This window comes from Flavobacterium humidisoli, from assembly GCF_023272795.1.
Taxonomy (GTDB): Bacteria; Bacteroidota; Bacteroidia; order Flavobacteriales; family Flavobacteriaceae; genus Flavobacterium; species Flavobacterium humidisoli.
The window spans coordinates 988,609-1,011,021 of the sequence record NZ_CP096829.1 but is presented as its reverse complement, the minus strand read 5'-3'; the positions used below and the strand labels follow the sequence as shown (position 1 = coordinate 1,011,021).

Annotated in this window: 25 protein-coding genes; 6 read left to right on the top strand and 19 right to left on the bottom strand. The window is 34.4% G+C overall.

Annotated elements, in window-relative coordinates:
* Positions 1-52 precede the first annotated feature (52 nt).
* Entirely contained in the window at positions 53-709 is a 657-nt protein-coding gene (locus tag M0M44_RS04695; RefSeq protein WP_248728727.1) for a 3-oxoacid CoA-transferase subunit B, read from the top strand.
* A 130-nt stretch (positions 710-839) separates the two neighbouring features.
* The gene (locus M0M44_RS04690) at positions 840-1,277 is read left to right on the top strand and encodes a hypothetical protein (protein ID WP_248728726.1); all 438 of its coding nucleotides are present in this window, start codon (positions 840-842) and stop codon (positions 1,275-1,277) included.
* A gap of 77 nt (positions 1,278-1,354) precedes the next feature.
* On the opposite strand, the gene M0M44_RS04685 is transcribed toward M0M44_RS04690, so the two are convergent.
* Together M0M44_RS04685 and M0M44_RS04680 are read right to left on the bottom strand one after the other, a co-directional pair.
* The gene (locus tag M0M44_RS04685; RefSeq protein ID WP_248728725.1) at positions 1,355-1,882 is read right to left on the bottom strand and encodes a DUF6646 family protein; all 528 of its coding nucleotides are present in this window, start codon (positions 1,880-1,882) and stop codon (positions 1,355-1,357) included.
* A gap of 49 nt (positions 1,883-1,931) precedes the next feature.
* Complete coding sequence (locus M0M44_RS04680) at positions 1,932-2,666, bottom strand: metallophosphoesterase family protein (protein WP_248728724.1); 735 nt, start codon at positions 2,664-2,666, stop codon at positions 1,932-1,934.
* 139 nt (positions 2,667-2,805) lie between these two features.
* On the opposite strand from M0M44_RS04680, the gene dinB reads away from it, so the two are divergent.
* On the top strand, positions 2,806-3,888 hold the full coding sequence (gene dinB, locus M0M44_RS04675) for a DNA polymerase IV (RefSeq protein WP_248728723.1): 1,083 nt from the start codon (positions 2,806-2,808) through the stop codon (positions 3,886-3,888).
* A 102-nt stretch (positions 3,889-3,990) separates the two neighbouring features.
* Positions 3,991-4,491 carry a PAS domain-containing protein gene (locus M0M44_RS04670; protein ID WP_248728722.1) on the top strand — a complete coding sequence of 167 codons (501 nt, stop codon included), beginning with the start codon at positions 3,991-3,993 and terminating at the stop codon, positions 4,489-4,491.
* A gap of 132 nt (positions 4,492-4,623) precedes the next feature.
* Here the strand turns inward: M0M44_RS04670 and M0M44_RS04665 are convergent, their stop codons facing one another.
* The 10 genes from M0M44_RS04665 to M0M44_RS04620 form a co-directional block, all read right to left on the bottom strand.
* The gene (locus M0M44_RS04665) at positions 4,624-6,228 is read right to left on the bottom strand and encodes a fumarate hydratase (protein ID WP_248728721.1); all 1,605 of its coding nucleotides are present in this window, start codon (positions 6,226-6,228) and stop codon (positions 4,624-4,626) included.
* Between the two features lie 76 nt (positions 6,229-6,304).
* Entirely contained in the window at positions 6,305-7,051 is a 747-nt protein-coding gene (locus M0M44_RS04660; protein WP_248728720.1) for a hypothetical protein, read from the bottom strand.
* Between the two features lie 218 nt (positions 7,052-7,269).
* On the bottom strand, positions 7,270-8,709 hold the full coding sequence (locus tag M0M44_RS04655; protein WP_248728719.1) for a nucleoside recognition domain-containing protein: 1,440 nt from the start codon (positions 8,707-8,709) through the stop codon (positions 7,270-7,272).
* Positions 8,710-8,869: 160 nt separating this feature from the next.
* Entirely contained in the window at positions 8,870-9,943 is a 1,074-nt protein-coding gene (locus M0M44_RS04650) for a winged helix DNA-binding domain-containing protein (RefSeq protein WP_248728718.1), read from the bottom strand.
* A gap of 69 nt (positions 9,944-10,012) precedes the next feature.
* Positions 10,013-10,726, bottom strand: coding sequence for a 3'-5' exonuclease (locus M0M44_RS04645; RefSeq protein ID WP_248728717.1), 714 nt, complete (start codon positions 10,724-10,726; stop codon positions 10,013-10,015).
* Positions 10,727-10,820: 94 nt separating this feature from the next.
* A complete protein-coding gene (locus M0M44_RS04640; protein ID WP_248728716.1) occupies positions 10,821-11,297 on the bottom strand; it encodes a methylated-DNA--[protein]-cysteine S-methyltransferase in 477 nt (158 codons plus the stop codon).
* A 181-nt stretch (positions 11,298-11,478) separates the two neighbouring features.
* Positions 11,479-12,048 (bottom strand): hypothetical protein, encoded by a 570-nt coding sequence (locus tag M0M44_RS04635; protein ID WP_248728715.1) that lies wholly within the window; start codon positions 12,046-12,048, stop codon positions 11,479-11,481.
* 131 nt (positions 12,049-12,179) lie between these two features.
* Positions 12,180-12,995, bottom strand: coding sequence for an SDR family oxidoreductase (locus M0M44_RS04630; protein ID WP_248728714.1), 816 nt, complete (start codon positions 12,993-12,995; stop codon positions 12,180-12,182).
* 58 nt (positions 12,996-13,053) lie between these two features.
* On the bottom strand, positions 13,054-13,509 hold the full coding sequence (locus tag M0M44_RS04625) for a GNAT family N-acetyltransferase (RefSeq protein WP_248728713.1): 456 nt from the start codon (positions 13,507-13,509) through the stop codon (positions 13,054-13,056).
* A complete protein-coding gene (locus M0M44_RS04620; protein ID WP_248728712.1) occupies positions 13,494-14,396 on the bottom strand; it encodes a LysR family transcriptional regulator in 903 nt (300 codons plus the stop codon). Before M0M44_RS04620 ends, M0M44_RS04625 begins: the two co-directional genes overlap by 16 nt.
* 147 nt (positions 14,397-14,543) lie before the next feature.
* Between M0M44_RS04620 and M0M44_RS04615 the strand changes: the two genes are divergently transcribed.
* The gene (locus M0M44_RS04615) at positions 14,544-14,939 is read left to right on the top strand and encodes a rhodanese-like domain-containing protein (protein WP_248728711.1); all 396 of its coding nucleotides are present in this window, start codon (positions 14,544-14,546) and stop codon (positions 14,937-14,939) included.
* A gap of 53 nt (positions 14,940-14,992) precedes the next feature.
* On the opposite strand, the gene M0M44_RS04610 is transcribed toward M0M44_RS04615, so the two are convergent.
* The 4 genes from M0M44_RS04610 to M0M44_RS04595 are packed head-to-tail and all read right to left on the bottom strand — an operon-like array spanning position 14,993 to position 20,175.
* Complete coding sequence (locus M0M44_RS04610; RefSeq protein ID WP_248728710.1) at positions 14,993-15,862, bottom strand: tetratricopeptide repeat protein; 870 nt, start codon at positions 15,860-15,862, stop codon at positions 14,993-14,995.
* A 30-nt stretch (positions 15,863-15,892) separates the two neighbouring features.
* Positions 15,893-18,286: a M28 family peptidase gene (locus tag M0M44_RS04605; protein ID WP_248728709.1), complete on the bottom strand. Its 2,394-nt coding sequence runs from the start codon at positions 18,284-18,286 to the stop codon at positions 15,893-15,895.
* Positions 18,287-18,301: 15 nt separating this feature from the next.
* Positions 18,302-18,649 (bottom strand): hypothetical protein, encoded by a 348-nt coding sequence (locus M0M44_RS04600; protein ID WP_008465546.1) that lies wholly within the window; start codon positions 18,647-18,649, stop codon positions 18,302-18,304.
* Positions 18,646-20,175: a bifunctional GNAT family N-acetyltransferase/carbon-nitrogen hydrolase family protein gene (locus tag M0M44_RS04595; protein WP_248728708.1), complete on the bottom strand. Its 1,530-nt coding sequence runs from the start codon at positions 20,173-20,175 to the stop codon at positions 18,646-18,648. Before M0M44_RS04595 ends, M0M44_RS04600 begins: the two co-directional genes overlap by 4 nt.
* 177 nt (positions 20,176-20,352) lie before the next feature.
* Between M0M44_RS04595 and M0M44_RS04590 the strand changes: the two genes are divergently transcribed.
* Positions 20,353-20,685 carry a single-stranded DNA-binding protein gene (locus M0M44_RS04590; RefSeq protein WP_248728707.1) on the top strand — a complete coding sequence of 111 codons (333 nt, stop codon included), beginning with the start codon at positions 20,353-20,355 and terminating at the stop codon, positions 20,683-20,685.
* Between the two features lie 82 nt (positions 20,686-20,767).
* On the opposite strand, the gene M0M44_RS04585 is transcribed toward M0M44_RS04590, so the two are convergent.
* The 3 genes from M0M44_RS04585 to M0M44_RS04575 form a co-directional block, all read right to left on the bottom strand.
* Positions 20,768-21,460 (bottom strand): DUF2461 domain-containing protein, encoded by a 693-nt coding sequence (locus tag M0M44_RS04585; protein ID WP_248728706.1) that lies wholly within the window; start codon positions 21,458-21,460, stop codon positions 20,768-20,770.
* An 83-nt stretch (positions 21,461-21,543) separates the two neighbouring features.
* A complete protein-coding gene (locus M0M44_RS04580; RefSeq protein ID WP_029271150.1) occupies positions 21,544-21,729 on the bottom strand; it encodes a hypothetical protein in 186 nt (61 codons plus the stop codon).
* Between the two features lie 82 nt (positions 21,730-21,811).
* Complete coding sequence (locus M0M44_RS04575) at positions 21,812-22,330, bottom strand: ferritin (protein ID WP_111368145.1); 519 nt, start codon at positions 22,328-22,330, stop codon at positions 21,812-21,814.
* Positions 22,331-22,413: the final 83 nt, after the last annotated feature.

Here is a 22,413-nt window from a genome sequence, read left to right as displayed (position 1 = left end):
TTTAGTTCAGCATTATCTAATTGGCAAATTCACAAATTGACACATTAAAACTATGGCACTTAGTAAAGAAGATATAGCAAAACGAATTGCAAAAGAGGTAAAAGACCGTTATTTCGTAAATCTTGGAATTGGGATTCCAACTCTTGTTGCGAATTATGTTCGTGAAGACATTGCGGTGGAATTTCAAAGTGAAAATGGTGTTCTTGGAATGGGACCTTTTCCTTTTGAAGGCGAAGAAGATGCAGATGTTATCAATGCAGGAAAACAAACCATAACAACGCTTCCAGGTGCGAGTTTCTTTGATTCGGCTTTCAGTTTTGGAATGATTCGTAGTCAAAAAGTAGATTTGACAATTCTAGGGGCAATGGAGGTTTCTGAAAACGGAGACATTGCCAATTGGAAGATTCCAGGGAAAATGGTAAAAGGAATGGGAGGCGCAATGGATTTGGTGGCTTCAGCCGAAAACATTATCGTTGCCATGATGCACGTAAACAAAGCAGGAGAATCAAAAATCTTAAAAAAATGCACTTTGCCATTAACAGGCGTAGGATGCGTTAAAAAGGTTGTAACCGAGCTTGCAGTACTCGAAGTGACCGAAAAAGGTTTTAAGCTCTTAGAACGCGCGCCAGGTGTCTCAGTCGAGCACATCGTCGCCTCAACCGAAGCTGATTTGATTATAGAAGGTGAAATTCCTGAAATGATTGTTTAAGTTTTTTTGGCCACGAAGGCGCTAAGACACAAAGTTTTTTATATAAACCGCTATTTGGCGGTTTTTTTATTTTTTTGAAGATGAATTATAAGTAATCTTTTATTTACATTTGAGCCTTAAAAAACTAGATTTGGAAAAATTTGAAATTGATATAAAATGGGGGAGTTATTTGTTTATGGCAAATATTATTGCTTCTATTTTTATTGCGCTTTTAATGTTTTTAATTGATAGAAATAGTATAGCGTATATTATTATATTGGTTGCGGTGTTCCAATTATTTTATTTTACTATTAAGGCGATTAGAGAAAACAAAAAGCACGGTTTAAGTAAAGGAGTTAGAAAAATCTTTGTTTTTTTTAGGGTCTTGATTTTCTCTTACTTGCTGTCTTCATTTTTAAGAATGACTTCAGAAGTAGATGCTCAGCCGTTTTCTTTATTGTTTCCACACAGAAAAAAAAACCTTTCAGAGTTTTTAATAGAAGATGATTTAGACGAAAGAGAAGAAATTACATTAAATGATTTAATTCCAAAATTTAAAAAGTTCGCTAGACTAATACCATATAAATAAAAAACAAAAACCGCCTTATGGGCGGTTTTACTTTAAAAAAAACTTTGTGTCTTAGCGCCTTCGCGGCCAAAAAAAACTTATAAGTTAAATGAAGCTCCTAAACTAAAAGTCGCTTGATTATTCAAATGATAAAAAGGATCATTGTTTGAACCATATTTTGCAATTGGGAATCCAATTTCTGTGAAAACACCAAATCCATCAGTGAAGAAATAACGGCCTCCAACGTGAGCTCCGAAATTATGTAAACCTAAGCTTAGTCCAGGGTAAACGTCTAATTCTTTTACGCCAATTACACTAGATAAGTTAGCATTGATTCTTGCTTTTGCATCAAAACGATCTGAGAAATCTGGTTCGGCATCATAGTAAGGATTTGTGCTACCGTGGTAAAAACCGTTAAAATTATCAAATCCTAGTATGTAGTTAGCAACAAAACCAAAAGAGAAATTTTCTCCTAAACCAAAATCAACAGAACCTTGAATTCCAGAACCACCATCTTGTAAATTAGCTCCTACGTTTACTTTAATATCTCCCTTTCCTTTAAAAGCTTCTTGAGCATTAACAAATCCGAATGTCACTAAAAATACAAGTGTAATAACCTTTTTCATAAAAATTTAATATTAATTATTTGGGTAGCAAATGTAAAATTTAAATAAATTAATTCCTACCTTTTTCGTTAAAATAGAGTTCGTTTAATGGTTCACTTTGCCAGTATTCCTTTGTGTCAACATCTAAGATAGTAAGCGGACCTCTAAATGCTGCGCCCGTATCTACATTCCAGACACAAGCTCTGTTGACAGGAACCGTTTCTCCAATTCGGGTAACGGGTGTGTGACCAATATAAACTTCCTTATAAACGGTAAATCTTTTTGGATAGTGTAAATCGTCTTCTTTTAATTTAGGGTCTAATGAAAGTGCTGTTTCCCAAAGGGTTCTGTCCCAATAAAATAGCTTAGAAAAATATTCCCATTTTACACCATTTAAATTAGTGAAGCCAGCATGAACAAACAATCGATTCTGGTCGTCAAGATAAAAATCCTGTAGATTTTCTAGAAATTCGATATGCGTTTTCTTTTTTTCTGCAGAAATTTTAGCATAACCTTCAACGGTAGCTTTTCCGCCATGTTTGTACCACATTTCTTCGTCAAAATCATCATGTCTGTTTTCCAGCCAGTCCAAAGCCAGCTGATCGTGATTTCCTCGTATACAGATGCAGTTTTGTTTGCTTTTTAAATCAATCAAATAGTCGATTACTTCAACAGACTGACTCCAGCCGTCAACATAATCGCCCAAAAAAATTAGAGTATCTTCTGTAGTAACGTTGGCTCTCTCTAGTACTTGTTCAAGTGCAAGTAATCCGCCATGAATGTCACCTATAACAAATGTTCGCATTATTTAATTTTTCGAGTAGAAGAACAAAAATAGAAAGAATAATTGGTTTGAACTCATTGAATTCAGATTCTTTAAAAATTGATATGATTTATAACTACTTACAATACTTTTTTATTGTTTTCCTCAGTAAATTTGCAGAATGTCTGAAACACCAACATATCGCAAAATTATCCATATTGATATGGATGCATTTTACGCATCGGTAGAACAGATGGACAATCCAGAATTAAGAGGAAAACCAGTTGCAGTTGGAGGTTCTGAAAACCGCGGTGTAGTTTCGGCTGCAAGTTATGAAGCCAGAAAGTTTGGTGTTCGGAGTGCCCTTAGCGGGGTTTTAGCCAAAAAATACTGCCCAGAAATTATTTTTGTGCGTCCGAGATTTGACCGTTACAAAGAGATTTCATCTAAAATTCATAAAATTTTTCATGATTATACCGATTTGGTTGAACCTCTTTCGCTGGACGAAGCGTATTTGGACGTTACCAAAAACAAAAAAGGAAATCCCAGTGCAAGCCTTTTGGCACAGGAAATTAGGCAAAGAATTTTTAATGAAGTAGGGTTGACGGCTTCGGCTGGAATTTCGATTAATAAATTTGTGGCTAAAATTGCCAGCGATTATAATAAACCAAACGGACAAAAAACGGTAAATCCGGACGAAGTAGAAACTTTTTTGGAAGATCTTCCCATTCGTAAATTTTACGGAGTTGGAAAAGTGACTACAGAAAAAATGTATCAGCTGGGGATTTTTACTGGAACCGATTTGAAAAGTAAATCTCTAGAGTTTTTAGAAAAGCACTTCGGAAAATCGGGAACATTTTATTATCATGTGGTTCGAGGCATTCATAATAGCGAAGTAAAATCGTCACGAATTACCAAATCTGTGGCTGCAGAACATACTTTTGATGTGAATCTGTCTTCGGAGATTTTTATGATGCAGCAGTTGGAGCGTATTGCAACTTCGCTAGAAAAACGTCTTCAAAGGCATAACATTTCTGGAAAAACAATCACTCTCAAAATCAAATACAGTGATTTTTCGCAACAGACCAGAAGTAAAACACTGCCTTATTTTATTTCTGATAAAAATCTGATTATGGAAAACGTTGAGGAATTATTGTATCAGGAAAAAATGAAAGATTCGGTACGATTGCTCGGAATTTCGTTGAGCAATTTGAATAACGAAGTGAAAAAAGCGGTCGCAGTTCAGTTAAAATTTACATTTTAGTGATGTTTTTTAATCGTATATTAAGATTCAAGACTTTATATAACAGGATTTTTCTGTTATCTTTGAGTAAAAAGATTTATCTGTCTTGTGAATTATTTTTGTATGAAAAATAAAAATTCCGAAGATCCGTTACAGCGAAATTCAGTTCCAATTCTTTCTTGGGATTTTCATTATGAATATTTGAATGAGCTAAAAGCGTTTAGTGTTGATTTGAAAAGGGTAAATAAAATCTCAGATGAATTTACCTGGGACGAAACGATGCTCAATATTCAGGAAAGAATCAAAAACGAAGTGGTTTTAATAACCGATTTAGATTTGAAAATAGTTTTCGCGTCAAGCGGAATAAAAAAAATGACGGGTTACAAAGAAGAAGAAGTCTTAGGAAAAACCCCTAAGATGTTTCAAGGCCCAGCAACTTCACAAAAGGATTTAAAGGAAATTAGAGATGCGGTAAAAAAGAAGATTCCCTTTGCCAAAACCCTCGAGAATTATAGAAAAAACGGTCAAACCTATAAATGCAAAATCGATGCCTCGCCAGTTTATAACCTGAAAGGCGAAATATCTCATTTCATAGCCTTCGAAAAACAGGACATAAGCGCTTAGGTTTTTTAAATTGCCACAAAGGCACAAAGACGCTCAGATATTTTTTAAAGAAGATAAAAAAATAAGCCACCCGTATAGGATGGCTTTATTTTTATAAAAAACTTTGCGTTTTAGTGCCTTTGTAGCTGAATATTATAAATTAGCAAAGAAATCATTTCCTTTATCATCTGTAATAATGAACGCAGGGAAATCTTTAACAGTGATTTTACGAACAGCTTCCATTCCTAATTCTTCAAAGTCAACCACTTCTACTTTTAAGATATTATCTTGAGCTAAAATAGCAGCTGGACCTCCGATAGAACCTAAATAGAATCCGCCATATTTGTTGCAGGCATCAGTAACTTGTTTGGTACGGTTTCCTTTAGCCAGCATAATCATACTTCCACCATTTTTCTGGAATTCATCCACATAAACGTCCATACGTCCAGCAGTTGTTGGTCCGAAACTTCCTGAAGCCATTCCGTCTGGAGTTTTTGCAGGACCAGCGTAATATACTGGGTGATTTTTGAAATAATCAGGCATTGGTTTTCCAGCGTCTAATAATTCTTTGATTTTTGCGTGAGCAATATCTCTGGCAACAATTACAGTTCCGTTTAGTTTTAAACGAGTCTTAACTGGATATTGAGATAATTTTGCCAAAATATCTGCCATTGGCTGATCTAAATCTATTTCTACAGGAGCTTCTAAATGTGGAGCTGTTTCTGGTAAAAATTGCTTTGGGTTTACTTCTAACTGCTCAACAAAGATTCCGTCTTTAGTGATTTTTCCTTTGATATTTCTATCTGCCGAGCAAGAAACTCCAAGTCCGACAGGACAAGAAGCTGCGTGACGAGGCAAACGAATTACACGTACGTCGTGCGTGAAATATTTTCCTCCAAATTGCGCTCCAATAGCACTTTCTTGGCATATTTTCTGAACTCTTTCTTCCCATTCAAAATCACGGAAAGCTTGACCCGCCATGTTTCCAGAAGTTGGAAGATGATCATAATATCCGGCAGAAGCTTTTTTAACAGCGCTTAAGTTTGCTTCAGCAGAAGTTCCGCCAATTACCAAAGCTAAATGGTACGGAGGACAAGCAGAAGTTCCTAAATCTTTGATTTTTGTGCGAATGAATTCGTCCAATGATTTTTCATTCAGCAAAGACTTTGTTTGTTGGTATAAGTATGTTTTGTTTGCAGATCCTCCACCTTTCGCCATGAACAAAAAGTCGTAAGAAGTTCCTTTTTTAGCATAAATATCAATTTGTGCCGGAAGATTTGATCCTGAATTTTTCTCTTCAAACATCGAAATCGGAACAATCTGAGAATAGCGTAAGTTTCTTTTTTGATACGTATTAAAAATACCACGGCTTAACCACTCTGCATCATCAACACCAGTAAAAATGCTTTCGCCTTTTTTAGCCATTACAATCGCAGTTCCAGTATCTTGACAGCTTGGCAACTGACCTTCAGCAGCGACAGATGCATTTTGAAGCAAGTTGTAAGCAACAAAACGATCATTGTCTGTTGCTTCTGGATCGTCTAAAATTTTTCTTAGTTTCTGTAAATGCGTTGTTCTCAACATAAACGAAACATCTGTCAATGCTTCTTCAGCCAATAATTCTAAACCTTTTGGGTCAACGGTTAAAACTTCACGCTCTCCAAATTGTTCTACTTTCACAAAATCAGAAGTGATTTTGCGGTACTGCGTATCATCCTTTAAGATCGGATAAGGATCTTGGTATATAAAATCGATCATTGTTTTGTTTTTTTACAAATTTAGAAATTATTTACCTAAGAAAGAATTTGAATTAGAACTCTTGTGCAGATGTTTTTTACTCTGAAGTGTTAAATTGATCAAACGTCATCTTTTTTTCAAAGTACGGTTTGTCTTTGGCAGACAGTAACATCTTTTTCCATTTATTGTCTTTTAATTCAAAAGATATGGAGTCTGAGTGCTTAAGGATTCCCATATCCATGTTTTCATCTTCGTCTGCAGGTATAAATGCAACAGTTTTGCAATAAAAAGATTTTGGGTCAGAATTGTTAGAAGGGTTTGCTATTTCAACCCAGCTTCCCCAGCCACTGTCAGTCATAGAGCTCCATTGGTGTACCAATTGAAGTCCGTTGTTTTTTAAATAATAAAGATAGTTGTCGTGTGAATAACCACAAGCAGGAAATCCAACGGTGATTTGTACGAATGGAGAATTTTTAGAAGTTTCAGATGTTAATCCGTAAGAAGCGGTCCATTCAGAACCTTTTTGAAAGCCTTTTATTGCAATCTTAGAAGATGCGGTTTTGGCTTTATTCTGATAAAAGTCTAATCGGTATTTTACAGTAACAATACTGTCTTGGTCTGCCTGCTGATCTACCAAATGCGCTAGTATAAAATCTGTCGAAGATTCTGTTCCGTCAGTGTAAATGGCTACCGTATCGGTTTTAATGATCTTTTCGTCGGCAGAAACCTCTAATGTCTCTTGTGGTTCAATGATTTCCGCTATAGGTGGCGCAGCATCTGTAGGTTTTGTTTTTTGACATCCGATAAAAATAAGCAAGGAGAAAAAAAGAGTGTGGATTTTCATCTTTGGGGAGATATTTTAATTGTTTTTTAAATTCTAGCGAAACCTCTAAAGTATAAAATTATGAGATTTTTTTTTAGAAAAAAGAAAAAGAAGCACATGAAAAATAAGTTTAATTACTTTCAAGGCTTCTTTTAAAACTTTAATTAATTAGTCTTTATTGTTTGTAATAAAGGTATTTAGAGTGTTTTTTTGAGGAGAAAAAATATTTTCAATTTTTTTTAAAAAAACCAAGTCGCTACAAAAATGGCTGTAATTACACAGATTAAATCCACCAAAAGCATTGTACCCAAAGCATAACGAGTGTTTTTGATGTTTACCGATCCAAAATAAACCGCAATTACGTAGAAAGTACTCTCGGCACTGCATTGGAAAATACTGCTTAATCTTGCCGTTAAAGAATCGGCTCCAAAGGTATTCATCGAATCAATTAGAAAACCTCTTGAACCTGCAGAACTAAATGGACGAAGCATGGCAACTGGCAATGCATTAGTAATTTCTTTGCTTACCCCTAGATTCGAAAAAACAAACCCAATTGCATCGCTGATAATTTCGAATAAACCGCTGTTTCTGAATAGCGAGATTGCAACCAGCATTCCTAAAACATAAGGGAAAATCGTAACTCCAGTTTTAACTCCATTATTGGCGCCAACTACAAAAGTGTCGAAAACAGTGGTTTCTGCATCTTTGAATTTCTTTTCATGTATAAATGAGAAAATCAAGGTAAATGCAATAATGGCAATTAAGATTAATCCAGAAAGATTAGATGTAAAATAGTTTTTTCCAATTAAGTCCAAATGATTCACATACATCAGCAAACTTACAATTGCGGCAATCAGAACCATCAAACCAATAAGAAGCGAAGCACTTCTAAAATTAATTTTTTGTTTGATTCCAACAATTAGGAAAGCCGCAATGGTTCCGATAAATGAAGTTATAATGCAAGGCAGCATAACATCGGCAGGATTACTTGCGTTTGCCGCAGCACGATAACCAATAATTGAAGTTGCAATTAAAGTTAAACCAGAAGCATGAAGGCACATAAACATGATTTGCGCATCACTCGCTTTGTCTTTTTCGGGATTTATTTCCTGTAAACTTTCCATGGCTTTCAATCCGAATGGCGTTGCCGCCGAATCTAATCCTAAGAAATTGGCAGCAAAATTCAAAGTCATGTAGGATATCGAAGGGTGATTTTTAGGAATACTAGGGAAAACTTTCACAAAAACCGGACTCAAAGCTTTGGCTAATTTTCCTGAAGCTCCAGAAACGATTAAAAGTTCCATCAAACCACAGAAAAAAGCTAAATAAGCAATAAGAGGCAAAATTAAATCAACCAAAGTGCTTTTACACGTTGGCAATAAACCATCCGATTTTTGAAGTCCGCTGTAAATTTTTACGGTTTTGTTTTTGTAAACGTAAGTAGTGTCAGCATTTAGCATATCACGATTGATAATCATGGTCTGATCTGGCGCTTTTTTAATGCTGTCTTTTAAGAAAGCAGGAAGTTCTTCGACGTATTTTTCAGAAACTAAAACAGGATCGTCTTTTTTTCCATTTAAAATAGAATCAATAGTATACGTGTTGGCAGTAAACAAACTGACTACAATAAAAACAATCGAAGAAATAAAAATCGCTAACCAAAATCTGCTTAATACCATAATTGTAATTTTTTGTAAATGTAATTATTTAGCAATAATAAGCATAAAGATTTTATTGTGATGTCATCACAATGGAAGTAAAGAAGCCTCATCAAGACGAAATGTTTATAGAAAGAGGATGGCAAAGATAAAAAGCTCCAGCGGAGCAAAATAAAAAGCTTTATTCAATAACAATTTTTGTTTCTAAGTAATTTTCGAAAGTTTTAATTCCTTCAAATAAAATCGCTTTTTTCGAACTCTCCGTTTCATTAAAAAACTTCGTTTCTATTTTGGCGTGATCTTTTTTAATAGTCCGTTTCCAAGTTCCAATTACTCTTCCGTTCTCAAGAATAATAGGTTTAAAAATGCCATTATTGGTAAAAGCTAAGGTTTGATGTTCTTGCAGGATAGAGGCTTCACGCGTTTTATACGAAATAAGAATTTCATCAAATGCAGGTAGAAAATGTACGCTTTCGCGAAAGTTATCCAAATCGGAATGATGCTTTTTGAACCAATATTGCTGATTATCAATGGTAACTCCGCTTAATTGCAACTCTATTGCGTTAATTGTTTTTTGGCAAATTGTCGGTGGAAAACCTGACCACCAAGAAAAATCAAGCGCTGTGGCCGGACCGTGACTTTCGAAATAGCGCAGAGCAAGTTTGGCTAAACCTTCTTCTTTGGTCAATTTAGTTTTAGGTTTTAAAACTCTTTCTTCAAGCAAAGCATACGTAATTTGCTTGCCTTTCATTTCTCCATTACATACCAAACCATCCAATTCTGCATTCATCATAATGGCTGCGCTCAGGAAATCTTCTTTAGAACTTTTTTTGATATTAAGTTCTTGCATGATCTCATCTCGCGTTAAATGATTATTTCCAGCTAATAATTTTTCGATAGAACTATTAATCTGATCCAGTTTTTTTGCATCAAAACCATATTTTTTGGCAGCGGCGACAGTAAAACGTTTTACCTGAGGAGCCGAAAGATCCAACATCCAATAAATATCATCAGCAGAAACAAAATGCCAGGTTGGACGAAGAATATGTGTTCTAATAATTTTTGCAGAATTTACCGCTTCTTCTATTTCTTTTTCAGAAGCATGGCATCGAGAACCAACAGCCCATTTTGCCATAGCATAATCTTGAGCCTGCATAGCGCCCAAATGGTGTACAATTTCTTGTGGTGAAAAGGCACTTGTTTTGTACAGTTTCTGTGAAACAAGACGATGATGTGAAATCTCAGAATAAATCATTTAAAAAAATAAAATTTTAATTTCAAACCGTTGCATCTATGCTACTTTGAGTCTTTGTGCCTAAAAAAATCACACATGAATAATCTCATCCTCAATCAGTAAATCTTCTCGACGTAAGCGAAGAAATATCTGCGCAACAGCAATGGTATCTTTTTCGCAATATGTAATAATTCGATCAATGTCTTTTTCTACGTAATAGACGTGAGCAACTTGGCTTCCGTCAATATCGCCTTTTGGCGATGGAACTCCCAGAATCTTGGTTAGCAATTTTAAAGAAGTAAAATGCTTATAATCGCCAAATTTCCATAATTCGAGAGTATCCAGATGCGGAATTTCCCAAGGTTTTTTACCGAACAAATTCAATTTGTCGGGAATTGGCATTTGATTGATGATCATTCTTCGGGCAATAAACGGAATATCAAATTCTTTTGAATTATGTCCACACATCAAATGCTGAGGCTGATTAAAGTGATTGTTGATCAGATTCGAAAAATCTTTTAAGATTTTCTTTTCTTCACCAAAAAAAGAAGTTACTCTAAAATTTCGAACATCTCCTTTGATGGTAAAAAAGCCAACCGAAATACAGATTATCTTTCCGAACTCGGCCCAAATTCCGGCTCGTTCGTAAAATTCTTCTGGAGAGAATTCGTCTTTTCGTTGATATTGTGTTTTTAAATCCCAAAGCGATTGCATTTCCGCGTCAAGCGAATTGAAATTTTCTTCTTCAGGAACAGTTTCTATATCAAGAAATAAAATGTTATTGAGGTTTATTTTTTCAATCATTTTCCAGACTCCTTAGATATTAGATGGTTAGATTTTTAGATTTTAATATTGAAACTTTTACAAATATGCGTAAAATTCTTACGATAAAAAAACGCTAAAACAAGCTTTGCTGTTGAGAAGGGCTTTCATGTTCCAAAAGCCATTTTTTGCGTGACAATCCGCCGGCATATCCAGTTAAAGACCCGTTTGTGCCAATAACGCGGTGACAGGGAACCACAATCCAAAGCGGATTTTTACCATTTGCCGATGCTACAGCACGAATTGCTTTTACATCGCCCAGTTTTTTGGTCTGATCCATATAACTAACCGTTTTTCCGTAGGGAATTTCTAAAAGAGATTTCCAGACTTTCTGCTGAAATTCGGTTCCTTGCGGATTTAGTTTAAGATCAAAATCGGTTCTTTTACCTGTAAAATATTCATTTAATTGCGAAACTGCTTCTTGTAAAACCTTTGGAATTTCCTTAGAAGCTTCATTTGTTCCAACATCAGAAACAGAAATTACCGAAATACCGTTTTCATCTCCAATGATTTTGGTGATTCCGAGAGGCGAATTGATGAAAACTGTTTCCATGATTTTTGTATTTTAACCCTAAAGAAGCAAAGGTCCATCGCAAAGTTCGCAAAGTTTTTTTAAATCATGTAAGTAATTTAAGTTTTTGTATAATACTTTAAACTATTATCGCCCTGAGCGAAGTCGCAGACTTGCGAAAATAATATATCCCAGATGTTGCTAAGTCTAAAAACTTAAATAATCAAAAAGTCATTAATAGTCCACAATTTGATTCTTTGGCTTCTTCGTAAATCTCAATTAATTCTTCATAAGCTTGTATAACTTCTTTGTCTAAGCTCTCAGTCTCGAAGATATTTGTGAAGTTTTGTTTTAAACTTATTAGTTCTTTATGAATGCTAGAAATTTGCTGAGAGTCAATAAAACCAAGTCCCATTCTGCCTGGGTCTAGAGTAAAGTTTTCGGAGTCTAATGATTTGCCCAGTATATAATATTCATTATTGAACTTAAGGTCTAATTCATCAAATGATTCTAATAATAATTCCCAGCTATAAGATAACCCTAATTCTTCATCAGGATTATAATATTTTGTCATTGCAAAATCTGCTAGTTCTTGAATATCTTCGGTTTCTAATTCTTCTATCCATTCAGCTGTAAGTTCTTCTCCTGAATAAGGTGACTTTAAATCGTTTAAATTTTGGTTTATAAAAGAAATTAGCAATTTTTCGTTATCTGTTTCTCCGGCAGTAAGAATGATTTCTGATAATTCTTTTGTGAAGGCTGATGTATTAAACAAAAATGATTTGTGTTCCATTGACATAATTTTCGCTTTAAAATTTTTTGCAAAAATGTTTTATGGATGTGTTTTTAATAGCCTCAATAAGATGTATTTATATCACTTTAAGATTAAATAATGATTTTAACTTTTACAGCCTGATAGCCAGTTTAATAATTATCTAAACAGAATTTATAGTTCAAATAGTTTTCAATTTTTTCGCTAGAAACCACTTTTTTAATATTTGATTTTTCGGAACCGAATTTTGGTTCTGGCAAATTCATTTCTACAGCTTTTTGAGTATAATAGTCTTCTCTTGTTGGATGAAAAGGAGCAACGGCATTAAAAACTTCATTCCATTTGGATTGATTTATGATTTCGTCAATAATGCCAATACAATCGTTTTGATGAATTAAATTGATTGGAGCATCAGGATTATCTAGGTTTTCTTTTCCAGCTAAAAACTTTATAGGATGACGATCTTCACCAATTAATCCGCCGAAACGCAGAATTGTAGTGTCGAAGTTTTGATTGTCTTGAAGAAGCTTTTCAGCTAAAACTAACTGTTTGCCACTTTCAGTATCTGGATTTGGACTCCTTTCTTCTGTTACCAAACCATTATCATCTCCATAAACCGATGTTGAACTTACAAAAAGGACTTTCTTAACTGTTGATTTTGCTATAAACGGAATCAAATTCTTGATTTTTTCTACAAAGGCCTTCTTCTCAGAATTAGGATCAACTGTTCTTAATTTTGGAGGAATGTCTATGATTAATATTTCGCTTTCCGCTAAAAAAAATGTGGTATTTTCAGAAACACTTTCGCTTTCAACAGTTACTAAAAATGAATTTATTCCTGCATCTTTTAAAATGGAAAGTTTATTTTCTGAAGTTGTGGATCCGTTTATGGAATGTCCTTTTGAAATTAATGTTTTTGCTAAAGGAAGTCCGAGCCAACCGCAACCAAGTATGCTAATTTTTGTCATTTGTTTAAAGTATCAAAGTTGCAAAGGTACAAAGTTGCAGAGGTTTTCTTTTGGGCTTTTATGGATTTAAGTCTAAAGTAAAACGTACTTTATCTTTTCCTTTTGCGCCCATTCTGTTGTAAAATTTAATCGCTCTTGTATTGAATTCTGGAGTTTGCCATTGTATGTTGACACAATTGTTGTGCTTTCCGATTTCTTTTAATTTCTCGATTAAGATTTCGCCAATACCAAAACCTCTCGTTTCTTCTTCCAGAAACAAACAATCCATGTAAAGAAAGTTTTGTGCATTCCAGGTTGAAAAATCAAAAGTATAAGAAGCATAACCGACAATAGTTTCTTCTGTAGCCACAACCAAACAGTATAGTTTTGGATTTTGACTAAATAAAGCATTTTTTAAACCTTTTTCTTTTCCTACAGGAGAAAACTCTGCTTTTTCAAATTCGGCATGTTTTTGAATTAAAAGCAATAGTTTAGGCAAGTCTCTAATTTCGCAGTTTCTTATTGAATATTCCATTGTAAGTTGATTTCGTTTTGCAAAAAGCTGATGAAATGATAAAAGTAATCGGGATAACTTTCATTAGCGCGTGTTGCAATGAAGTGTTTTCTTTTCAAACCATTTTTTCCAACTTTTACGGCTTTAAGCGAAGTGGTTTTTAAATATGGCGTAAATGCCCATTTTGCCATCGACATGACTCCCATATCGGCTTTTACCATTTCTAGAGAAGCTTCTGTCAAGGGCATTGGAGTTATTTTCTTCGGGTTTACTTTGGCTGGAGCCAAAAGAAACTGATGAATCGTAACCGTTTCTAGCGGAAGCGAATGAATTATAAAATGTTCGCTGATGAAATCTTCTGCAACGACATATTTTTTACCTGCCCAAGCATGATTTTCAGAAACGACCATTACAACCTCGTCCTGAAAAAGCTCTTGATATTTTATATTGCTGTCTTTGATCTGATCGCTTACAATGGCAATATCAATCGTGTTTTCTAGAAGTTTTTGCAACGGGATATGAGTTGCTTCGGCTACTATTTTCAATTCGACATTTGGGTATAAAAGATGAAATTGCTTTAAAACGGAAGGAAGCCAATGGTAACTTGAGAAACATTCGGTACTGATTCTGATTTCGCCCTGTTCGCCAAAGACCATTTGTTTGATTTGAGTTTCGGCTTCGGCAAGTTTGTTCAGGATTTCATTGGCCAGTTCGTAGATCTTTTCGCCTGCTTTTGTAAGGACTAGCTTTTTATTTGTTCTTAAAAAAATGGCTGTTCCCAATTGATATTCAGCTTCTTTAAGCTGATGACTCAAAGCCGATTGTGTCAAATGAAGTTTGTCGATCGCTTTTGTGATGCTTCCTTCTTCGACAATTGCTTTTATCAATTTTAAGTGGCGTATTTCCATTTTTGAAGAATTAATACGCAAAGTAACAAAATTTTAGACTGGCTTTTGCATGAAAAAAAGTAATGGTGTTGATGAATTCTTTTCGTTTTTATGGTGTTTGATCTTCGGCTACTTTTGGAAAAGTAAAACATCAAAACCGAAAACAAAATGGAAGAACAAATTAAACATTATGAAAACAAATTAGCTTTTGAAATGGATCCTTCAGATTTATTTGAAGCTTTAAACAATGGAGAAAAAATTATAGTAATTGATGCCAGAAGAGCTTTTGGATACGATGAAGAACATATTCCGACTGCAGTTAATATTCCGCACCGCGAAATGAATTTAGAAACCACTAAGCATTTGGATAGAGATGTTTTGTATGTGACGTATTGCACTGGAATTGGCTGTAACGCATCTACAAAAGGAGCTCTGAATATGACGAAATTAGGTTTTAAAGTAAAAGAACTAATTGGCGGTTTGGAATGGTGGAAGATTGACGGATATGCAACCGAAGGCATAAAAGGCGAAAAGCAGGGATTGAAAATAGAATGCGCTTGTTAAAACTGAAAAAAGGCAGACTTTAGAATTATAAGTCTGCCTTTTTTATTTAAGTTTTATTCTAATTTAATATTGTTTTTCTCCGCAATTTTTTTGAATAAATCCTCTTTGTTTTCCGATTTCATTTTCTGATAAAGAGCACCAATAAGCTGTTCAGAATCTTTTGCATATTCTGAATTTTCATTGGTATAAATTATATGGGCCAAAAAAAGATTATCCAATGCTTTTTCATCATCTTTTAGTATGAAATAGTTTTTTCCAGCTCCAAAGTAGCCTTCAGCATTGTCTGGATGATATTGAATTAGTTTTTCATAATAACTTATCGCGGTTTTATAATCAGATTTAAAAGTATAGGCAACACCAATATTCATCAAGGCAAAATTTCCTTCTTGATAAATTTCGAGCGATTTTTTGTAATATTTAATGGCATTATCATAATCGTTTAATTGTCTGTAAGAAACCGCCATATCATCAAGAGCAAGAACAAAATTTGGATCTTCTTTTAAAGCCAGCTGAAAACTTTCAATAGCCATTTTATAGTTGCTCTGGCGCATAAAATCTTTAGCAATTACATAAGAATTCTGCGCGTTTTGGTTTTTTGATTTGCCATAAAAAACATCGTCTTTGTTTTCCATTAATTCTGGAACCAGATTTGGACATTTTTTTGAAATAACACCTTGAACTTTCAGAATCATACTCTGAATGCCTTCCACTGTATTTATTGATTCTCTAACTTTAGGATCTTTATCTGTCAAGATCAGTTCGCTCATTGGTTTAGTTAGACAATCTCTATAAACATCTTCAGTAATTTTTGAACTTTTTTCTAAACACTCGCATGCTTTTGTGGCAATTTTTTCTTCAACGGTTTGTGCGTGTAGTGCTAAAAAGCCACTAAAAATTAAAAATAACGAGAAGTTTTTTTTCATTTTAAATGATTAAGGGTTAGAACAATTTTCTTATTCTGGTTTAACAACTGCCGGTTTCAAAGTATCTTTACTTACCGCCAAACTATCTATTGGCACAACAGGCTCAATAGGTTTTACTGGCGGCACATATCTTTTGATTTTCTGCTGTATTAAAATGGCGTCATTTAAAACAAATGGCGTTGGCATCATCCAATCATTTCTTGGTTTAACATTCAATAGCGGATTGCTCATTAAATCGAATGAACTTTCGATTAAATCCATATCAAAAATGGATGATTTATTGATGTAGAATTCCATTTCAAGGGGTTCATTCCCTACAACATAATAGCATAAAATTTTGCTGTCTTCTCTTTGCAGACGATTTCCTTTTTCGCCAGAAGTTGCCACTCCGTTTGCTTTAAAGTTAAAGAACGTCATTTTCGGATTAGCATAAATGTCGTAACGGTTTACTTTTCTGTTTGGAGTAATTTTGATTTTTAGATATCTATTATTTCCAATTACACTGTCTCTTAAAAACTGAATGGTTGGTTTCGGAACTTCAACAACTGGAGCAATAGCGCTATAAGTAAACGTTGTATTGTATTTGCTTGCCAGTGGAAGCGTATTTAATCCAACTGCTTTTTGATTGTTTTCGCCTAAATAAGATTTAGTCCATTCGTCCAAATTAGTATCATATGTTGTCCAAACAGCCGAATTGTTGTCGGCATTGTAAACATATAATAAACTATTCGATTTTGCTTTGCCATGTTCGTAACCAGAATTGTATCCCGCAGAAATGAAAAATGCGATAGAAGAAAGGAAGAAAACAACGATCCAAGCTCCTTTTTTTGCAAATGCTCCAAATATCGGAAGTAACAATCCGAACAAGAGAACGGTTAGAATGGCACTTCCATATAATATTTTAAGACCTAAACCAACTGGGAACATTACAATGAAAGGCGCAACAATGGCTAGGGCAGGAATAGAAAATATTAAATTCATTCCTAAACTGTAATGTTGTGTAAAGACAAAGATTCCGAATAATAATATTCCGAAATAAACTGGAATAATTAAGAAACCGGCACCTGTTAAGCTATTCGCTAAAAAGGCATTGATGATGATCCAAATCAGTAAGGGCGCTACAAAATGGTTCATAGTTGTTTTTGCCTCAGAAAAATGATGGTAAAAAGCAAAACAGATTGCAATGCTTAACATAACAAAAGCGCCAATGTAAGCATGTCCGTTATAAGTAAATCCGTTTAAAAGATCAGAATACTGCGGGTAGATTTCAAGAACAAGCTTCCATCCTAAAAACGTTACCAATCCTGCAATTATAATGGATCCAAGAAGTGGAACAAAACCTTTGAAAATTTCTGTGAAAGTAATGATTCGTTTTACTTTTCCAACGAAAATAAAAATAACCAATAAGCCAAAAGCAATAAGTGTCATTGGCATTACCCAAGTAAACGGATAACTGATGAAAGTAAAAGGAGCGTTGAAATAAACATCGTCTTCGGTAGACTCGGTTTGGTTTAAATCAATATTAGAGAAGTATTTCAGCAAAGGCATAATGTAAGTGCCTTGATGTGCTAATGTGTTTTTGTTTAGATGCTGAACATCATCTTGTTGCGTATGATAGTTAAAATGCCCATCGATAAATGCAAAATTAAAACCTTGAATATTTCCTTGTTCTCTAAAAACAGTTAAATCAGTATCGTTAGGAAGCATTTTGTAAATACTGTACATCAACGAATTTGAAACGGGATGGGAAGGTTTTGCTTTAGTAAATTCCTTAATCAGAGCTTCGTTTCCTTTATTGGTTTCCATCAGCATGTAGCTTGGTCCAGAAGTTCCTCTTGCTTCAAAGTTTAAAACCAAACCAACGTCTTTTGCCCAAGGATGTTTGTTTACGAATAAAGCAGCGCCGTTTAATCCCAATTCTTCTGCATCAGAGAATAATATGATAATATCGTTTTTTTGAGGATGTTTTGAGTACAAAAAGGCACGAACACCTTCTAAAATGGTAGCGACTCCAGAAGCATCGTCGCTTGCGCCTTTTGAGAACGAGTGCGGTGCACTATCATAATGAGAAAGAAGTAAAAGCGCTTTTGTATTGTTAGTTCCTTTAATTCGAGCCAAAATATTTTTTGACTTTACCAAAAGACCTTTATCATTTAGAGTAAAACCTTCTTGGATACTCGTTTCTAGACCAATTCGGTTTAATTCGAGCTTTAAATAGTTGGCAACAAGTTCGTGATTGGTTGACCCTACATAGTGCGGTTTCTGTGCAATAATCTCGACCTGATTTAAGGCTCTTTCAGTCGAGAATTCAGCAAGAGCTTCATCATCTTTAGAGATTCCTTGCGGCATCATCGTGGCGTATATAATGCCAAGTAAGGCTAAAACGCAGACTATGGCTAGAATTGAGGTGGGGTTTTTTCTCATGGTAATAAAAACTAACTATATTTCTTTTTTAACAAGCATAAAATAATCATTGTCCAAGGAACGATAGCCTTGATCGTACAAGAAATAATATGTATTTCCTGTCTTGGTCTGTAAAATGTTTGTAAAGAACTCAAAATCAAAGCCTTTTGTTAGTAATTTATCTCTCGAAGCTTTCGATTTTCCGTCTACATTTAACTCTGCCAAAATACGGTAATTTTTGCGTAACTTGTTGTTTATATTTCGCATGAAATTCGTACTATCTTTATTTATTTTGTTATTGTAGGCATTTCGACAACTGTCTGAGCAGAATTTCTTGTCTTCTCTGCCGAAAATTTTGGCTGAGCATTCGAGGCATGTTTTCATGAATTCAATTTTTTAATTTCATAAAGATCGGATCTTCTGTCTTTTAATGTTTTTACGCTTCCATGTTCATGAAGTTCTTTCAGTAAGTTTAAATCAACATCTACAATTAATGTCATTTCTGTGTTTGGAGTAGCTTCTGCTTTGATTCCGTTACTCGGAAAAGCAAAATCAGATGGTGTGAATACAGAAGACTGCGCATATTGAATATCCATATTATTCACTTTCGGAAGATTTCCAACGCAACCTGCTATGGCTACATAACACTCATTTTCGATGGCGCGTGCCTGCGAGCAATGTTTTACGCGAGTATATCCGTTTTGAGTATCTGTTAAAAATGGGACAAACAAAATATTCATTCCCTCATCTGCCAAAAGTCTAGAAAGTTCTGGAAACTCAACATCATAACAGATTAAAATTCCAATTTTACCGCAATCGGTATCAAAGGTTTTAAATTGAGATCCGCCTTTCATTCCCCAATGTATAACTTCGTTTGGTGTGATATGAATTTTGGTATACATTTCTGAAGTTCCATCTCTTTTGCATAAGAAACCAACATTATAAAGATTTCCGCCTTCTAAGTAAGGCATACTTCCAGTAATAATATTGATATTGTACGAAATGGCAAATTCCTGAAAACGCTTTCTGATTGGATCAGAGTGACGAGCCAGTTCACGGATAGCTTCGGCTTCAGACAAATGATTGTAATCGGCCATTAAAGGCGCAATAAACAATTCTGGAAATAAAGCAAAATCAGAACCATAACCCGAAACGACGTCAATAAAAAATTCTGCCTGTTCAAAAAGCGCTTCAACATTATTAAGTGGACGCATCTGCCACTGAATTAATCCTAAACGAATAATGTTTTTCTTTAAATTAATCAGTTTCGGACTATCGTCGTAATAAATATTATTCCATTCCAATAGAACCGCAAATTCTTTTGATTCTTCATCTCCTTCCAAATAATTTTTGATGACTCTCAAAACGTGAAAATCGTTACTTAATTGAAAAGAAAGAACCGGATCGTATAATTCTTTAGTACGCACTTTTTCAATATAAGCTTTGGGAGACATCTTTTTGGCATGTTCTCTATAGTTCGGAATTCTTCCTGCAAAGACAATCGCCTTAAGGTTCAATTGTTCGCAAAGTTCTTTTCTTGCATCGTACAAACGACGTCCTAAACGCAAGCCTCTATAATTTGGATGGATGAAAACATCTATTCCATATAAAATTTCAGCATTCGGATTGTGGGTCGAGAAAGTATAATCGCCACTAATCTGCTGATAATTATGTCTTTTTTCTACTAATTTTTCGTCAACAATAAGAGATAGGGCAGAGCCAACAACTTTTCCGTCAACCAAAATCACCAGCTGTCCTTCTGGAAAAATTGAAAGAAGTCTTTCTATATCCTCAGATCTCCAATAAGAATCGGCCATTTCTGGATACGATTCGATCATCGATTTCTTTAATTGTTTATAGTCTTCTATTTCAAGATTTCGTAACTCTACTTTTTTAATTTTTGCCTGCATATCGTAAGATTTATCTCAAATATACAAAAAACAATTTCCATTTACAAACGCTTACAAATAGTTACAGTCGATAGTAAATAGTTAGTAACCGACTATCAGCACTTGGGTTTTGCATCTTTGCCATGTTGAATTTGACAAACGATTCAATTTAGTAGTAACATAAAAATAGTATACGCCATGAGTGCAATTAGAAACAAAGTACAATTAATCGGGAATGTTGGTAATGATCCAGAAATTAAAACATTAGAAAGCGGTAGAAAACTAGCACACCTTACGATCGCAACCAATGAGATTTATAGAAATGATAAAGGTGAAAAAGTTGAACAAACAGAATGGCATCGCATAACCGCTTGGGGAAAAACAGCCGAACTTATAGAAAAGTATGTTGTAAAAGGAAAAGAAATCGCTGTTGAAGGAAAATTAACGCACAGAAGTTACGATGATAAAAACGGAGAGAAACGTTATATAACAGAAGTGGTAGTAAATGAAATTTTACTGTTGAGTAAATAATAGTTTACTAGGAAAAGACAATAATTAATTAAGCCCGATAGATTTTCAAAACCTATCGGGTTTGCTGTTTTTAAGAATGAGATTAAAGTATCGAAACGCCATTTGCATCAGTTGTAAGGACTTCACTCATATAATCGAAAAAAGGTCTCATATTTTTGAAAGCATCTAGAGCCAGTTCTAAAAATTGCGGACTTAATACGTCATCATCAGTAAAGCGTTTTATAACCAAAAATTGTTTAAAACGAAGCAAATCAATTGCAGGATGATCAACATCAAAACCTTTTGGTTTTGTTTTGAGCTGTTCTCCTTGCAAAGTTCCAAAGTTGCTGACAAATGATTTTGAATTTAGTATTTCCTGAAAGGTTTCCGGATCTTGGGCAAATTCGGTTCTTATTCGTTTTAAATCTGCGGCATTTGGTCCCCAAAAGCCACCAGCAAAAAAGGTGTTTCCTTTTTCCAGATGAAAATAATAACCGCCACGTCTTGCCGCAGTTGCCCTTGTGTAACTTCCGCCCCAAAATGTCTTAAAAGGAGTTTTGTCTTTAGAAAAACGAATGTCTCGATAAATTCTGTAAACACTCTTCTTGCCCGAGGCATTTTCTAGAACATCAGTTTTGGAAAGTTCCTTCAGTAAAGCGCCTGCAAAATTTTCAATATGATTGAGCTCTATCAAATATTGCGGTTTATGTTCTTCAAACCACGGTTTATTGTTGTTCATTTTCAGCTCAGCCAAAAAGTCAAGACTAGATTTGGGAATTGTAATAGTGTTTTCCATAATAGCATTTAAAAATCGAAAGTGACTGCAATTTAAAACTAAAAAACCCACCAGAGAAATCTGATGGGTTTTTCTATATTGTATTAAGCAGTTTTTTTGAATAAGTCAAACATAGGACAGCGTGAACAGCGTTTTTTTTCGCTCTTTTTATATTTCTCGCAACAAGAAGATTTACAGTTTTCAATCTTCTTAATTTTATCAAGGATATCTTTGTTTTTCTTTTTCTTTTTATCCTTTTTTTTGTCCTTGTCTTTTTCTTTCTTGCTCACTTTTTCCTCTGAATTTTAAAAACAGTGACAAATATAAATCAAAAAAGTTATTTTTAAATGTTCTAAATAAACTTTAACTTTTTTATTTAGGATTGATAGCGATTGAACTTGTAACTGTTAATTGCTGAATATCACGATCAAACAAATAAAGTCCACCTTTATCATCACCAATTAAATTGATTTTATCTAAGATCGATTTAGCTGTAGCTTCTTCTTCAATTTGTTCAGAAACGTACCATTGCAAGAAATTGTGAGTAGCATAATCTCTTTCTTCAAAAGTAATGTGCACTAATTCGTTGATAGATTTCGAAACAAAAAGTTCGTGATTGTAAAGCTCCTCAAACATCTCTTTGAAAGTAGTATAAGTTGTTTTTGGTGCTTTAAGATCTGTTACCTGAGCGTGTCCTCCGCGTTCGTTTACATACTTAACTAGTTTAAGCATATGCGCACGCTCTTCATCTGACTGTGTGTACATAAATTGAGCGATTCCCTCTAATCCTTGTACTTCAGCCCAACAAGCCATAGAAAGATAAGTTTGCGAAGATTCTGCTTCTATGCGGATTTGCTTGTTTAAAGCCGATTCAATATTTTTTGCTAACATAATACGGTGTCTTTTTTGTAAAATTAAGCAAAATTATTCATTTCATTTTTCTAAAGCTCGAAAACATTAGACTCTTGGATTAA

What these genes read in the sequence shown, in the direction of transcription:
- M0M44_RS04665 (WP_248728721.1), bottom strand. Translation starts at nt 6,228, where the DNA reads ATGATCGATTTTATATACCAAGATCCTTATCCGATCTTAAAGGATGAT.
- M0M44_RS04680 (WP_248728724.1), bottom strand. Translation starts at nt 2,666, where the DNA reads ATGCGAACATTTGTTATAGGTGACATTCATGGCGGATTACTTGCACTT.
- M0M44_RS04605 (WP_248728709.1), bottom strand. Translation starts at nt 18,286, where the DNA reads ATGAGAAAAAACCCCACCTCAATTCTAGCCATAGTCTGCGTTTTAGCC.
- M0M44_RS04595 (WP_248728708.1), bottom strand. Translation starts at nt 20,175, where the DNA reads ATGCAGGCAAAAATTAAAAAAGTAGAGTTACGAAATCTTGAAATAGAA.
- M0M44_RS04585 (WP_248728706.1), bottom strand. Translation starts at nt 21,460, where the DNA reads ATGGAAAACACTATTACAATTCCCAAATCTAGTCTTGACTTTTTGGCT.
- M0M44_RS04600 (WP_008465546.1), bottom strand. Translation starts at nt 18,649, where the DNA reads ATGAAAACATGCCTCGAATGCTCAGCCAAAATTTTCGGCAGAGAAGAC.
- M0M44_RS04655 (WP_248728719.1), bottom strand. Translation starts at nt 8,709, where the DNA reads ATGGTATTAAGCAGATTTTGGTTAGCGATTTTTATTTCTTCGATTGTT.
- dinB (WP_248728723.1), top strand. Translation starts at nt 2,806, where the DNA reads ATGTCTGAAACACCAACATATCGCAAAATTATCCATATTGATATGGAT.
- M0M44_RS04670 (WP_248728722.1), top strand. Translation starts at nt 3,991, where the DNA reads ATGAAAAATAAAAATTCCGAAGATCCGTTACAGCGAAATTCAGTTCCA.
- M0M44_RS04575 (WP_111368145.1), bottom strand. Translation starts at nt 22,330, where the DNA reads ATGTTAGCAAAAAATATTGAATCGGCTTTAAACAAGCAAATCCGCATA.
- M0M44_RS04615 (WP_248728711.1), top strand. Translation starts at nt 14,544, where the DNA reads ATGGAAGAACAAATTAAACATTATGAAAACAAATTAGCTTTTGAAATG.
- M0M44_RS04640 (WP_248728716.1), bottom strand. Translation starts at nt 11,297, where the DNA reads ATGGAAACAGTTTTCATCAATTCGCCTCTCGGAATCACCAAAATCATT.
- M0M44_RS04590 (WP_248728707.1), top strand. Translation starts at nt 20,353, where the DNA reads ATGAGTGCAATTAGAAACAAAGTACAATTAATCGGGAATGTTGGTAAT.
- M0M44_RS04685 (WP_248728725.1), bottom strand. Translation starts at nt 1,882, where the DNA reads ATGAAAAAGGTTATTACACTTGTATTTTTAGTGACATTCGGATTTGTT.
- M0M44_RS04620 (WP_248728712.1), bottom strand. Translation starts at nt 14,396, where the DNA reads ATGGAAATACGCCACTTAAAATTGATAAAAGCAATTGTCGAAGAAGGA.
- M0M44_RS04630 (WP_248728714.1), bottom strand. Translation starts at nt 12,995, where the DNA reads ATGACAAAAATTAGCATACTTGGTTGCGGTTGGCTCGGACTTCCTTTA.
- M0M44_RS04660 (WP_248728720.1), bottom strand. Translation starts at nt 7,051, where the DNA reads ATGAAAATCCACACTCTTTTTTTCTCCTTGCTTATTTTTATCGGATGT.
- M0M44_RS04645 (WP_248728717.1), bottom strand. Translation starts at nt 10,726, where the DNA reads ATGATTGAAAAAATAAACCTCAATAACATTTTATTTCTTGATATAGAA.
- M0M44_RS04625 (WP_248728713.1), bottom strand. Translation starts at nt 13,509, where the DNA reads ATGGAATATTCAATAAGAAACTGCGAAATTAGAGACTTGCCTAAACTA.
- M0M44_RS04610 (WP_248728710.1), bottom strand. Translation starts at nt 15,862, where the DNA reads ATGAAAAAAAACTTCTCGTTATTTTTAATTTTTAGTGGCTTTTTAGCA.
- M0M44_RS04635 (WP_248728715.1), bottom strand. Translation starts at nt 12,048, where the DNA reads ATGGAACACAAATCATTTTTGTTTAATACATCAGCCTTCACAAAAGAA.
- M0M44_RS04695 (WP_248728727.1), top strand. Translation starts at nt 53, where the DNA reads ATGGCACTTAGTAAAGAAGATATAGCAAAACGAATTGCAAAAGAGGTA.
- M0M44_RS04650 (WP_248728718.1), bottom strand. Translation starts at nt 9,943, where the DNA reads ATGATTTATTCTGAGATTTCACATCATCGTCTTGTTTCACAGAAACTG.